The 13,687-nt window shown below is 66.5% G+C and carries 10 protein-coding genes; 3 read left to right on the top strand and 7 right to left on the bottom strand.

Annotated features, from left to right (window positions below):
- Positions 1-2: 2 nt before the first annotated feature.
- Entirely contained in the window at positions 3-2,459 is a 2,457-nt protein-coding gene (gene nirB, locus J2X92_RS15620) for a nitrite reductase large subunit NirB (RefSeq protein ID WP_307576873.1), read from the bottom strand.
- A gap of 74 nt (positions 2,460-2,533) precedes the next feature.
- Here nirB and J2X92_RS15625 point away from each other — a divergent pair, with 74 nt between their 5' ends.
- Positions 2,534-4,234, top strand: a complete 1,701-nt coding sequence (locus tag J2X92_RS15625) for a bifunctional protein-serine/threonine kinase/phosphatase (protein WP_307576874.1) — start codon at positions 2,534-2,536, stop codon at positions 4,232-4,234.
- A gap of 17 nt (positions 4,235-4,251) precedes the next feature.
- Here J2X92_RS15625 and J2X92_RS15630 read toward each other — a convergent pair whose 3' ends face one another.
- Positions 4,252-5,520 (bottom strand): MFS transporter, encoded by a 1,269-nt coding sequence (locus tag J2X92_RS15630; protein ID WP_307576875.1) that lies wholly within the window; start codon positions 5,518-5,520, stop codon positions 4,252-4,254.
- Positions 5,521-5,777: 257 nt separating this feature from the next.
- On the opposite strand from J2X92_RS15630, the gene J2X92_RS15635 reads away from it, so the two are divergent.
- The gene (locus J2X92_RS15635; protein WP_307576876.1) at positions 5,778-7,070 is read left to right on the top strand and encodes a type IV pili methyl-accepting chemotaxis transducer N-terminal domain-containing protein; all 1,293 of its coding nucleotides are present in this window, start codon (positions 5,778-5,780) and stop codon (positions 7,068-7,070) included.
- 25 nt (positions 7,071-7,095) lie between these two features.
- On the opposite strand, the gene J2X92_RS15640 is transcribed toward J2X92_RS15635, so the two are convergent.
- The 4 genes from J2X92_RS15640 to J2X92_RS15655 form a co-directional block, all read right to left on the bottom strand.
- Positions 7,096-7,905 (bottom strand): ABC transporter ATP-binding protein, encoded by an 810-nt coding sequence (locus tag J2X92_RS15640; protein ID WP_307576877.1) that lies wholly within the window; start codon positions 7,903-7,905, stop codon positions 7,096-7,098.
- Positions 7,902-8,840: a nitrate ABC transporter permease gene (gene ntrB / locus J2X92_RS15645; protein WP_307576878.1), complete on the bottom strand. Its 939-nt coding sequence runs from the start codon at positions 8,838-8,840 to the stop codon at positions 7,902-7,904. The genes J2X92_RS15640 and ntrB overlap by 4 nt, the downstream gene beginning before the upstream one ends.
- Before the next feature lie 13 nt (positions 8,841-8,853).
- On the bottom strand, positions 8,854-10,098 hold the full coding sequence (locus J2X92_RS15650) for a CmpA/NrtA family ABC transporter substrate-binding protein (protein ID WP_307576879.1): 1,245 nt from the start codon (positions 10,096-10,098) through the stop codon (positions 8,854-8,856).
- A gap of 343 nt (positions 10,099-10,441) precedes the next feature.
- Entirely contained in the window at positions 10,442-11,722 is a 1,281-nt protein-coding gene (locus tag J2X92_RS15655; protein ID WP_307576880.1) for a nitrate regulatory protein, read from the bottom strand.
- Positions 11,723-11,797: 75 nt separating this feature from the next.
- Between J2X92_RS15655 and tsaD the strand changes: the two genes are divergently transcribed.
- Positions 11,798-12,859, top strand: coding sequence for a tRNA (adenosine(37)-N6)-threonylcarbamoyltransferase complex transferase subunit TsaD (gene tsaD / locus J2X92_RS15660; protein ID WP_307576881.1), 1,062 nt, complete (start codon positions 11,798-11,800; stop codon positions 12,857-12,859).
- Here tsaD and J2X92_RS15665 read toward each other — a convergent pair.
- The gene (locus J2X92_RS15665; RefSeq protein ID WP_307576882.1) at positions 12,795-13,556 is read right to left on the bottom strand and encodes an alpha/beta hydrolase-fold protein; all 762 of its coding nucleotides are present in this window, start codon (positions 13,554-13,556) and stop codon (positions 12,795-12,797) included. The genes tsaD and J2X92_RS15665 overlap by 65 nt on opposite strands.
- Positions 13,557-13,687: the final 131 nt, after the last annotated feature.

A 13,687-nucleotide genomic window follows, 5' to 3' on the forward strand; every position in this document is an offset into this window, starting at 1 on the left:
GCTTAAACCGCGAGCGGCGTGAACTGCCGCACATCCACCGACGCCTGGCTCGACTCGAACCACGGATCGGGCTCGCCATCCAGCGCGAACTGCAGCCGCTCCCACAGCGCCTTGCGCCCGGCCTCGTCCTCCAGGATCTTCTTCTTCACATAGTCCAGCCCGACCCGCCCGATGTAGTGCACCGTGCGCTCCAGGTACCAGCCTTCCTCGCGGTACAGCTGCAGGAACGCACCCGAGTACTCCATCACTTCCTGGGCCGTCTTCACCTTCACCAGGAACTGCGCCACCTCGGTCTTGATGCCGCCGTTGCCCCCCACATACAGCTCCCAGCCCGAGTCCACCCCGATCACGCCCACGTCCTTGATCCCGGCCTCGGCGCAGTTGCGCGGGCAGCCGGATACTGCGAGCTTGACCTTGTGCGGCGAGTACATCGCCCACAGCGCCCGCTCCAGGTCCTTGCCCATTTGCGTGCTGTCCTGGGTGCCGAAGCGGCACCACTCGCTGCCCACGCAGGTCTTCACCGTGCGCAGGCTCTTGGCATAGGCAAAGCCCGAAGGCATGCCGATGTCCTTCCACACCCCCTCCAGGTCTTCCTTCTTCACCCCCAAGAGGTCGATGCGCTGGCCGCCCGTGACCTTGACCGTGGGAATCTTGTACTTGTCGGCCGCGTCCGCGATGCGCCGCAGCTCGTCGGGCGTGGTGTGGCCGCCCCACATGCGCGGAATCACCGAATAGGTGCCGTCCTTCTGGATGTTGGCGTGGCTGCGCTCGTTGATGAAGCGGCTCTGCGGATCGTCCTTGGCCTCCTTGGGCCAGGTGCTGATCAGGTAGTAGTTCACCGCCGGGCGGCAGGTCGCGCAGCCGTTGGGCGTGCGCCAGCCCAGGTTGCGGTAGACCGCGTCGTGCGTGAGGTAGTGTTCCTTCTTGATGGCCTCGCGCACGTCCTGGTGGCTCGCGTCGGTGCAGCCGCACACCGCCTTCTTCTTTGGCGTGGCCGAGTAGTCGCCGCCGGCGGTGAACATCAGGATCTGCTCCACCAGGCCCGTGCACGAGCCGCAGCTGGCGCTGGCCTTGGTGTGCTTCTTGACCTCGTCCAGGGTGAACAGGCCCTTTTCCTTGATGGCCTTGCAGATGGTGCCCTTGGTCACGCCGTTGCAGCCGCACACCTCGGCCTCGTCGGGCATGCTGGCGGCCTTGCTGTGGCCCTCGTGGCCGGTGTCGCCGATGTTGGATTCGCCGAACATCAGCTTGTCGCGGATGTCGTGCACGCTGCGCCCGTCGCGCAAGAGCTTGAAGTACCAGCTGCCGTCCACCGTGTCGCCGTACAGGCACGCGCCCACCAGCTTGTCGTCCTTGATCACCAGCTTCTTGTAGACCCCGCCGAAGGGGTCGCTCATGACGATCTCTTCCGTGCCTTCGCCGCCCATGAACTCGCCGGCGGAGAACAGGTCGATGCCGGTGACCTTCAGCTTGGTGGAGGTGAGGGACCCCAGGTAGCGCCCGATGCCGAACTGGGCCAGGTGGTTGGCCGCGACCTTGGCCTGCTCGAACAGCGGCGCGACCAGGCCGTAGGCGATGCCGCGGTGGGCCGCGCATTCGCCCACCGAGTAGATGCGCGCGTCGGTCACGGTCTGCAGGGTGTCGGTGACGACGATGCCGCGGTTGCAGTGCAGGCGCATCTTCTCGGCCAGCTCGGTGTTGGGGCGGATGCCCACGGCCATGACGACCAGGTCGGCGGCCACCTCGGTGCCGTCCTTGAAGCGGATGGCTTTGACCCGGCCCCCTTTGCCGTCGTCGGCGTCGCCCACCAGCTCCTGGGTCTGGGCGCCGATGAGGAACTTCAGGCCGCGGTCTTCCAGGGACTTTTGCAAGAGCTTGCCGGCCACGTCGTCCAGCTGGCGCTCCATGAGCCAGGGCATGACGTGCACCACGGTGACGTTCATGCCGCGCAGCATCAGGCCGTTGGCCGCCTCCAGGCCCAAGAGGCCGCCGCCGATGACGACCGCGTTCTTGTGCGTGCGCGCGGTCTCGATCATGTAGTCGGTGTCGGCGATGTCGCGGTAGGCGATGACGCCTTTGAGGTCCTTGCCGGGCACGGGGAGCATGAAGGGGTTGGAGCCGGTGCACATCAGGAGGCGGTCGTAGGCGGCCTCGGTGATGGCGCCTTGCGCATCCACGGCGCGCACGATGCGCTTGACGCGGTCGACCTCGACCACTTTCTTGCCGGCGTGCAGGGTGATGTGGTTCTCGGTGTACCACTCCCAGCTGTTGAGCACGATCTCGTCCACGGTCTGCTCGCCGGCCAGCACGGGCGACAGCAGGATGCGGTTGTAGTTGGGGTGCGGCTCGGCACCGAAGACGGTGATGTCGTACAGCTCCGGGGCGAGCTTCAAAAGCTCCTCCAGGGTGCGCACGCCGGCCATGCCGTTGCCGACCATCACGAGTTTGAGTTTCTGCATGGGGTGGGGCCTTTCGGGAATCAGCGGGTTCGAATCGAGCAATGGGAAGCACGCGGCGCGTGGAGAATCGCGCCATGAGCTTTGAAGTGGACATCGGCTACAGCAGCCAGCGCGGACCGCGCGAAGTGAACGAAGACTTTGCCGGCGCCGTGAACGCGCCGCCCGGCGAAGAGTCGCGCGGACTCATCGCGGCCATTGCCGATGGCGTGTCCACCGGCGGCCGCGGGCTGGAGGCGTCGCAGACCACGGTGATGGGGCTTTTGGCAGACTACTTCGCCACGCCCGACACCTGGGAGCCGACCGCCGCGCTCGACCGCCTCGTCGCTGCGCAGAACGCCTGGCTCGCCGATCACAACCGGCGCCGGCAGGGCGGCGGCACTGCGCTCACCACCTTGACGGCGCTGGTGCTGCATGGCCAGAGCTACACGCTGGCGCATGTGGGCGATACGCGCGCATGGCGCGTGCGCACCGACGGCGAGCCTGCCATGCTGCTGACGCAGGACCATGCCTTCGAGCATCCCGACATGCGCAGCCGGCTGACGCGCGCCATTGGCCTGGACGACCAGGTGCGTGTCGACTACGCGCAGGGCGACGTGCGGGTGGGAGACTGCTTCGTGCTCACGTCCGACGGCGTGCACGGCGTGCTCAAGCCGCAGCGCCTGGCCGCGCTGGCCTTGCAGGGCGGTGCCGAGGATGCGAGCGATGCGCTGGTGCGGGCCGCGCTCGATGCGGGCACGCGCGACAACGCGACGGCGCTGGTCATTCGCGTGGTCGGCCTGGACGCGCGGCAACTGGATGACGAGCTTGGCGACGGCCGCCGACTGGCCCCGCCGCCCTTCTTGAAAGTGGGCGATGCGCTCGACGGCTACGTCGTCACCGGGCTGGTGGCCGACACCGGCGTGCACTTGCTGTACCAGGCGCGCAATGTGGCCACGCGCGAGTTGGTGGCGCTCAAGACCCTGCATCCCTCGCGCGCCAGCGACCCCCAGGAGCGCGCCATGCTTGCGCACGAAGCCTGGCTGGGCCAGCGCGTGGGCAACAGTGGATTCGTGCGTGTGCACGAGCGAGCCGAAAACGCCAGCGCGCTCTACATCGTGTTCGACTGGCACGGCGGGCGCACGCTGGAGCAGATGCGCAAGTCCGGCCCCCGCGGCACCGTGGCCGAAGTGGTCACGGCGGCCATCGAGGTGACCAAGGCGCTGGGCCGGCTGCACCGCCATGGCGTGGTGCATCGAGACATCAAGCCCGGCAACCTGCACCTGGGCGAGGATGGACACTGGCGCATCCTGGATCTTGGCGTGGCGCTGTCCGGACGCGAGGGCTCGGCCCAGCGCGAGCTGCATGCCGGCACGCCCAGCTACATCAATCCCGAGCAATGGGAGGGTGCCAATGCCGACCCCGGCAGCGACCTGTTCGCGCTTGGCGCCACGCTGTATCAGTGGCTCGGCGGGCACCTGCCTTACGGCGAGATCGAGCCCTACCAGGTGGCACGCTACCGTCGTGATCCCGTCGCGCTCTCGCGCCTGCGGCCCGACGTACCTGTGTGGCTCGACCATCTGGTGCGCAAGGCCGTTGCGCGCGACCCGAAGGAGCGCTTCGAAACCGCCGAGGAAATGCTGCTCGCCCTGGAGCGGGGCGCTTCCCGCCCCGTCAGCGCGCCCGCCGCCACGCCGCTGATCCGCCGCGACCCGGCTGCGCTCTACAAGATCGCGCTGGCCGTGTCGCTGCTGTTCAACGCACTGCTCGTGGTGTGGCTTCTGTTCCTGCCACGCTGACGACGGGCGGGAGAGGGTCATGGGCGTGCCGCTTTTCGCGCCGGAACGTACTTCTTGGTTTCAGCCGGCTGGGAGGAGGTGCGCGCACGGCCGCCTTTTTCGGCCCAGGTGCGGGTCCAGCGGATCTGCATGATGCGCATCACGCCCAGCATCACGAGCGAGAGCGCACCGAAGAACACGAACCCCCAGACGTAGCTGCCCAGGTACTGCTTCGACAGGCCCATGGCGTTGGGCACCAGGCCGCCGCCCAGCGCGCCGATCTCGCCGATCATGGAACCGGCCACCGCAGTGCTCGTGGGCCAGCGCAGCGGCACCAGCTGGAACAGCGCGCCGTTGCCTGCGCCGAGCGCGGCAAAGCAAAGGATGAGGAGCAGCGTGGTCAGCGCCAGAGAGGACGACGAGATGCCCACCAGCACCAGCCCGACGGCAACCGCCAGCAGCACCACGGTGAGCGTGTTCACACCGCCCCAGCGGTCGGAGATCCAGCCGCCCACGATGCGCACTGCGGCACCCATGAAGGCGGCCAGCATCGTGAGCTGTCCGGCCTGCACCTTGCTCACGCCGAACTGGTCGTAGTAGTAGGACGGCAAAAAGGTGGTGAGGCCGATGAAGCCGCCGAAGGTCACGCCGTAGATGAGGCTGAACACCCAGCCGTCTTTTTCGAACAGGCAGGCGATGTGCTCGCGGAAGCTCGCGTGGCTGTCGACGTCGGGCGGCTCCTTGGCAAACACGATCATCACGACCATCGGCACCAGGATGGCCGCCGCGGCTACGCCGTACACCGCCTGCCAGCCGAGCCACAGCGCGAGCGGCGGCGCCACCAGCACAGACACCGCAGTGCCCACGTTGCCGGCGCCCACCAGGCCCATGGCCAGGCCCTTGTGCTGCGGTGGGAACCAGCCCGAACCCAGCGACAGCGCGACGCCGAAGCTTGCCCCCGCAATGCCCAGCAGCACGCCCATGGCCAGCAGGTCGTTGAAGCTCTTCACGAAGAAGAAGCCGAACAGCATGGCGACCGCGATCAGGCCCATCTCGACCAGCGTGGCGTTCTTGCGGCCGATGTACTGCGACAGGATGCCGAGCGGAAAGCGCATCAGCGCGCCCGCAATGATCGGCACCGACAGCATCAGGCCCTTCTGCGCGGGCGAGAGGTCGAAGGTCTCGCCGATGAAAGGCGCCATGGCGCCGTTCAGCACCCAGATGCAGCAGGAGAACGAGAAATACAGAAAGGCCGAGAACAGCGTCGGGCCGTGGCCTGATTGCAAGAAGGTCCTGAAACTGGACATGGCGTTCAATCGTGCGAAATGCCGCGGCGCAGCTCTTCGGGAGCCGTGTCGACGGACGGGGTTGGGACGGAGTGCCGGCAGCGAATGCTGTTGGCGTGGGGGTGCTTCCCGGCATGAGGGATGCCGGGACGGATGCAGGAGCCTGCAGCTTCACCAAAGCGGTGCTTCGTTACACCGCACCCTGATCGATGCAAGAGGCGTGCCTGCGAAAACGAGCCGGCGTGGCCTATGCTTGCCCTGCCTTCAACCGCTTTGCCATGATGTCCCTTCTCGTCGTCCTGCCCAATGAATTCGCCGACCCTGCACCATTGCCGGAGCCCCTGCAGCAGGCGCTGGCGAGTGCTGGCGCCGTCGTGAGAGAGCGGGCCACCTGCCACACGCTGGTGCAGCAGGTGGGTGCGTTTGCACCGCAACAGGTGCTGGCCTGGCTGCCGGCACCGGTGCACCAGCTGCAGTCGCTGCTCGATGCCCTGAAGGAATGGAACGGCGCCCCACCGTGTGCGCTCGGCCTCGTGAGCGCGCCGCTCGACGGTACGCAGCACGAATCTCTGGTCGCGCTCGGTGTGCACGCGTGGGCGCCGCTCGATGCATTCGACGCTGCTTCGCTGGCGGGCCTGACGGCCAGGGCGCAGGCCCGCTGGCAGCGCGAAGCCGCGCTGCGCACCGAACTCGAGGGTTTGCGCACACGCATGGACGAGCGCAAGTGGGTCGATCGCGCCAAGGGCCTCTTGATGTCTGCACGAGGCATTGGCGAGGACGAGGCTTTCGGCCTGCTGCGCGGCGCCGCCATGCATGCCAACCTGCGATTGGGGGAGGTGTCGCGTTCGGTCATCGAGGCCGCGCAATGGGCCGACGCCATCAACCGCGCCGGCCAGCTGCGCATGCTCTCGCAGCGGCTGGTGCGCGTGGCGGCGCAGCTGCTTGGCGGCATCGACGTGCAGCGCGCGCGGGTCTTGCGCACGCAATCGACTGAGCGGGTGCAGCAGAACCTGGATCATCTGGCAACCCTCGACCTGGACGCGGCCGGCGTGAAGGCGCTGTGCGAGGTGCGGGCGGCCTGGGAAGAGTTGGCCACCTTGCTGGCCGCGAAGCCGGCGCCGCAAGGGCTCGCCGATATCGATGCGCGAGGCGAGGCCCTGCTGTCAGCGGCCGAGGCCATGACCGATGCACTGGAAGCCTCCGGTGCGCGGCGGGCGCTGCGCATCGTGAACATTTGCGGGCGCCAGCGCATGCGCGCGCAGCGCCTCGCGAAAGACGCATTGCTTGCGTCGACCATCGCGGCAGAGGCTTCGCGCGACCGGCTGCTGCCGACCATGAACGAGTTCGAGGCGGCGCTGGGCGAACTGGAGCGTGCGCCCCTCAGCTCGCCCGAAATCCGCGCCGCGCTGGCTGCCGCGCGCGACGAATGGCTGCGCCTGGTGGGTGGCGTGCAGGCGCTCGACAGCCCCGAAGGCCGCGCGACGCTGGTGCGTTCCAGCGAAGCGCTGGTGGACACCTTCGAGCGTCTCACGGCCTGGTACGAGCACAGCTTGCAGGTCATCATGTCCTGACGCCGCTTGTGCCGCGCTCGCTGGGTCAGGCCGCGACCTTCTCCACGTGCGCCTGGCGCGTGTAGAGAAAATCGATCACTGCCTTGCGGGCGTGCACGTAGACCGGATCTTCGGCCAGTTCGACGCGATTGCGTGGACGAGCGATGTCCACCGCCAGCACTTCGCCGATGGTGGCGGCCGGGCCGTTGGTGAGCATCACGATGCGGTCGCTCAGGAGCACCGCCTCGTCAACGTCGTGCGTGACCATGACGACGGTGCTCTGCGTCTTTTGCACGATGGCGAGCAGCTCGTCCTGCAGCTTGGCGCGCGTGAGTGCGTCGAGAGCGCCGAAGGGCTCGTCCATCAGCAGCACCTTGGGTTCCATCGACAGTGCGCGCGCAATGCCCACGCGCTGCTTCATGCCGCCCGAGATTTCACCGGGGCGCTTTTGCGCCGCCGGCGTGAGGCCGACCAACGCGAGCGCCGCATCGGTGCGCGCGCGCAACTGCGCCTTGTTTTCAGTAGCCGCAAAAACGCGCTCGACGGCGAGGTACACGTTCTCGAAGCAGGTGAGCCAAGGCAGCAGCGAGTGGTTCTGGAAGACCACCGCGCGCTCGGGCCCCGGACCTTTGATTTCCCTGTTGGCGCACAGCAGCACGCCCTCCGTCGGCGTGGTCAGGCCGGCGATGAGGTTCAGCAGCGTGGACTTGCCGCAGCCCGAATGGCCGATGAGCGTGACGAACTCGCCCTTGGCCACGTTCAGGTTGACGCCCTGCAGGGCAAGAAAGCTGCCCTTGGCTGTCTTGAAGCGCTGCTCGACGCCATGGATCTCGATGTACTTGGAATCATCATTCATGACTTCACCTCTTCGAACGTGAATGCCGTAGCAAGCTTGATCAGCGCGAACTCCAGCACCAGGCCCACGATGCCGATGACAAAGATGGCAATGATGATGTTGGCGACGTTGAGGTTGTTCCACTCGTCCCACACCCAGAAGCCGATACCGACGCCGCCGGTGAGCATTTCGGCCGCAACGATCACGAGCCACGCGGTGCCCACGGCCAGGCGCACGCCGGTCAGCATGTAGGGCAGCACGGCGGGGAAGAGGATCTTGGTAAAGATCTTCCACTCGGACAGATTCAGCACCTTGGCCACGTTCATGTAGTCGCTCGGCACGCGCTGCACGCCCACGGCGGTGTTGATCACCATCGGCCAGATCGAGCAGATGAAGATGGTCCAGATGGCTGCGGGGTTCGCGCCCTTGAACACCAGAAGGCCGATGGGAAGCCATGCGAGCGGTGACACCGGACGCAGCAGGCTGATCAGCGGATTGAACATGCGCGAGAGAAACTCGAAGCGCCCGATCGCAAAGCCCGCCGGAATGCCGACAGCCGCGGCAAGCCCGAAGCCCAGCGCCACCCGCTGCAGCGACGAGAGCACGTTCCAGCCCACGCCCTGGTCGTTGGGACCCTTGCTGTAGAACGGATCGCTGAACACGGTGAGCGCCTGCTGCCAGGTGACCAGCGGCGACGGAAAGCCGGTGGTGCTTTTCATGGCGACCAGCTCCCAGATCAGCACCAGCAAGCCGAAGCCCGCGAGTGGCGGCAGCACGCGCATCCAGAAGGCGCGCAGGTCGATGGGGGAGCGTTGCTTTTTCTCCCTCTCCACTCTGGGGAGAGGGGTCGGGTGAGGGGCAGCCTCGGCGCGGGGCACGCTCTCGCTCCGGCCCTCTCCCGCACGCGGAAGAGGGAGAGATGCGTCCATCGGCGAATGAAATACAGCACTGACCATGATGTGTTTCTCCTCAGACATGCAGCTTGAATGAATCGGCGTACTTCTTCGGGTCCTTGCCGTCCCACACGGTGCCGTCGAACAGCTTGCTGGTGCGCAATACGTCTTTGGGCACGGGCGTCTGCGTGGCGGCCGCGGCCTGCTTGTAGATGTCGATGCGGTTGATCTCGGTGGCCACCTTCAGGTAATCCGGATGCTCCTTGAGCAGGCCCCAGCGCTTGTGCTGCGTGAGGAACCACATGCCGTCCGACAGGTAGGGGAAGGTCACGGCGCCGCCGTTGTAGAACTTCATGTGGTTAGGGTCGTCCCAGCTCTTGCCCATGCCGTTGATGTAGCGGCCCAGGATGCGCTGGTTGATGGCATCCACACTGGTGTTGACGTAGCTCTTGTCGGCAATGGTCTCGGCCATCTTGTTCTTGTTCTGCAGGCCCGTGTCGATCCACTTGCCGGCTTCGATGATGGCCGCGGTGACGGCGCGCGCGGTGTTGGGGTACTTCTTGACGAAGTCGCCCGTGGTGCCGAGCACTTTCTCCGGATGGTCCTTCCAGATGTCCTGCGTGGTGATGGCTGTCACGCCGATGCCGTCCATGATCGCGCGCTGGCCCCAGGGCTCGCCCACGCAGTAGCCGTCCATGTTGCCCACGCGCATGTTGGCCACCATCTGCGGAGGCGGCACGGTGATGTTCTTGACGTCCTTGAACGGATCGATGCCCGCCGAGGCCAGCCAGTAATAGAGCCACATCGCGTGGGTGCCCGTGGGGAAGGTCTGGGCAAAGGTGTATTCGCGCTTTTCGGTGGCGATGAGCTTGGCGAGCGAGGCCGCGTCCACCGCGCCCTTGTCGGCGAGCTTTTTCGACAGCGTGATGGCCTGGCCGTTGTTGTTGAGGGTCATGAGCACGGCCATGTCCTTCTTGGGGCCGCTCAGGCCCAGGTGCATGCCGTAGACCAGGCCGTAGAGCACGTGCGCCATGTCCAGGTCGCCGTTGGAGAGCTTGTCGCGCACGCCGGCCCAGCTGGCCTCCTTGCTGGGCACGATCTTCACGCCGTACTTCTTGTCGATGCCCAGCACGGAGGCCATCACCACGCTGGCGCAGTCGGTCAGCGGGATAAAGCCGATCTTCACTTCCTCCTTCTCCGGCTTGTCGGAGCCCTGGGCCCAGACGGCGGCGCGCAGGGCGGGATCGATACCCACGGCGCCGATGGCGGCGGCTTGCAGTACGCGGCGGCGGCTGAGGCGGGTTTTCAGCAGGTCGGTCATGTGACGGGCTCCGGTTGAAGGACAACAAAAATGAAAAACAAAAAACAAAAAAGGCGTCCGCACCGCACAAGGGACGCTCGAAAACGAGCCCTTGCGGGATGGGGACGCCTTTGTCCGATGTCGGTCGGCAAACACCCGCCGTTGGATGTTTGCCTGCCTGGGACCCAGGGGTCCATGTACTACTTCAGCAAACTGTGTGCCAGCTTTTCGAACCCCTCGTCCGCTATCAAATAGGCAGCAGGAGAGCGGCTTGCAGTGTGTTTCCCGGATCGCTGGGGCTGAAAGCCGGTTACGTGCACGATTGTTGTGCGCCGCACCAATTCGTGCGCTCGTGCCCGCTTCTTCAGCGCTGGGGCGCCTCGGCCAGGGGCAGGTAGTCGGCCATGGCCAGCATCGACTCGGCCACGTCGACGAGCCGGCGCTTCTGATTCATGGCCGTCTGCAGCAGCATCTTGTGGGCTTCACCCTCGCTCATCCGACGATGCGCCATCAAGAGGCCCTTGGCGCGCTCGACCAGCTTGCGCTCGTTGAGCGAGGCGCGCACGGTTTCGAGCTCGTCGCTCATCGCCTGCAGGCGGCGTGATTGCTCCTGGACCATGTCGAGCACCGAGCGCTCCAGGTGCCGGCCGTAAGGGGCGGGCTCCGTAGCCCGGGTGTCGGTGTGGTCGAAGAAGGCGGCGCCTTCTGCTTGGGGCGCCAGGGTGTCCAGCACTTCCTCGTACCTCTGCAGCTCGCTGCGCGCCTCGGTGGTCTTGCGGGTGCAGAGCTCGCGCAGGTCGGCGGCCAGTCGGTCCTCGACGGACTTCATGGCGTCGATGCGGCGTGTGCAGCTGTCGAACCAGGCTTGGCTCATGCGAGGGTCGGGCGCGGCCGCCGAAGCCGCCTGGGCCGAGGTCACGCTGATGCGGCGCATGCGCTCGATCTCGGCCGTGGCCACGTCGGATTGGCTCTGATGCCAAAGCGCCAACACACTGGCGCTCGAGAAATCGATGAAGACCTGGAAGCAGCGCTCCTGCAGTTCGATGAGATGCAGCCATTGCTGGCGCTGCGCCTCGTCGCGGCGGCCCACGGCCAGCGTGGCGGCGCCGAATGCGCGCTCCTGCCCCGCGAACTCCTTGCCCTGCATGAAATTGAACATCGCGACCAGGAGGCGCGAGATCTCGGGGTCGGTGGCGCCGTCGGCCGCCTCGAACACCACGGCCAGCAAGCCGGCGACGAGCTTCGCGAAAGCCGCGGTGGCTTGCGCGGGCGTCAGCTCGAGCGCGCTGACGCGGCGGCGCAGGGCGGGCAGGCCGTCGAGTCCGGGAAGCACCCACGCAATGCGGCTGAAGAGACGGGCGCTATTGCCCGCAGTGGCGCCGGGCCGCGCCTCGGTTTCGAGCTGGTCGAAACCGGCGCGCACCGCCTCTTCGAGCGCCAGGCATTCGGCGATCTGCGGATCGCGCTGGTCGGCAAAGCGCACGCCGCGCGACGCGAGAAACACGTTGGACATGCCGCGCTCCCGCTGCAGCGCATGAACCAGACGCGCGATCAGGCCGACCAGGTCGCTCGTGCGCGCGAGCTGGTCCAGCTCGTCGATTTCGCACTTTCTGGCGGCGATCAGAAAACTCAGTCCGGATTTCATGGTGAGGAGGGGAAACCACAGCCTTGCTGCAACATCCGTGCCGTGCGGACATTCTGCGCCGCCTACACTCGACGCATGCTTCTCCTGGGTATCGAATCCTCCTGCGACGAAACTGGCGTTGCGCTGGTCGAATCGCACGGCAATGCGCTGCCGCTCTTGCGCGCGCACGCGCTTCACAGCCAGATCGCCATGCACCAGGCCTACGGCGGCGTGGTGCCCGAACTGGCCAGCCGCGACCACATCCGCCGCGTGCTTCCGCTGACCGAAACCGTCATGGGCGAAGCGGGGCGCTCGCTGGCCGAAATCGACGTGGTTGCCTACACGCGCGGGCCGGGCCTTGCGGGGGCTTTGCTGGTGGGCGCGGGCGTGGCGTGCGCTCTGGGCGCGGCGCTTGGCAAGCCGGTGCTCGGCGTGCATCACCTCGAAGGGCATCTGCTTTCGCCTTTCCTGAGCGCGGATCCGCCGGAGTTCCCCTTCGTTGCGCTTCTGGTTTCGGGTGGACATACCCAGCTGATGCGGGTCGACGGCGTCGGGCGCTACCAGCTCCTGGGCGAAACCATCGACGACGCGGCCGGCGAGGCCTTCGACAAGAGCGCCAAGCTCATGGGCCTGCCGTATCCGGGCGGCCCTTGGCTGGCCAAGCTGGCGGAAGAGGGCAACGCCACCGCCTTCAAGCTGCCGCGGCCGCTTTTGCACAGCGGTGATCTGGATTTCTCGTTCGCCGGACTCAAAACCGCGGTGCTGACCCAAGCCAAGAAGCTCGGCACCGAGCTCGAAGCGAACAAGGCGGACCTTGCCGCATCGACGCAGGCGGCGATCGTCGAAGTGCTGCTGAAGAAGTCGATGGCGGCGCTTGAGCAGACCGGGCTCAAGCGGCTCGTGGTGGCCGGCGGGGTGGGCGCGAACCGAAGCCTGCGCGAGCAGTTGAACGCCGCCTGCGCTAAGCGCAGCGTGCGCGTGCACTATCCGGAACTGCACCTGTGCACCGACAACGGCGCGATGATTGCCATGGCGGCGGCCATGCGGCTGCAATCAGGCTTGGCCGAGGCCAGCGAGCGCTACGCCTTCGACGTCAAGCCGCGATGGCCCATGGCTTCGCTGATGACGCCCGAGACACCCTCGCAGGTGCCCGCCTAGCTACAGCGGGGCGCGGCGAGCGGCCGAGCGAGGGCACCGGCAGCACGTCGAGCATGTTGCGCCACAGCTGGCGCCACTGCGGCCAGTCGTGCCCGCCCTCGGTCGTGAAGACGCGGCCTTCGGGCAAGGCATCAGCCAGCAGCTTGTGGTTGCTGGCAAAGCGGTCGTCCAGGCCAAAGCCGAGATAGAGCTGTGGCAGCTTCCGGGCCTGCTGGGGTTCCAGGTATTGCTTGAACCACGGCCACAGCTTGCGGTCGACTTCCTCGTCGGGCAAAGGGCCGCTGGGCGCCTGCCATGTGCGCAGGCCGCCGGCCTTGAGGATCTCGGCACCAAGCACGCGCCGCCCCAGGTAAGGGGCCAGCGCGACGATGCCGTCCACCGAGCCCGGCCTGGACAATTCATGGATCAGCGCGCCGAAACCGCCGATCGAGATGCCCACCAGCCAGATCGACTTGTAGCCCAAGGCCCGCTGGGGTTCGATGACGTCCGCGTGCAGGCGCTCGCTGAGCGTCTGGTCGTAGTAGTAGGAAACGTCGGCATCCACCAGCAGCGAATCGGCCGCCAGATGGCGCTCGCGCACGGCGCTGATGAAGCCTTCGCGTTCGAATTCGTCGGGTTTCAGATAGGCGCCCGGCAGGAAGACCAGGAGCGTATCGGACCGTTCATTGTCTTTGGCTGACTTGAGGTGCGTGATCATGGTGGCCTTGAGGGGGCACCCGAATCCGCACCGCCGAGATTCGGTGCGCTTGCGAGACGCCCACGAAGAGAAAAAATGTGAAAACGTCACATGATGTGACGTTATCCGCTGCCCTATTGTGAATAGGGAGT

Source organism: Variovorax paradoxus, assembly GCF_030811855.1.
Taxonomy (GTDB): Bacteria; Pseudomonadota; Gammaproteobacteria; order Burkholderiales; family Burkholderiaceae_C; genus Variovorax; species Variovorax paradoxus_L.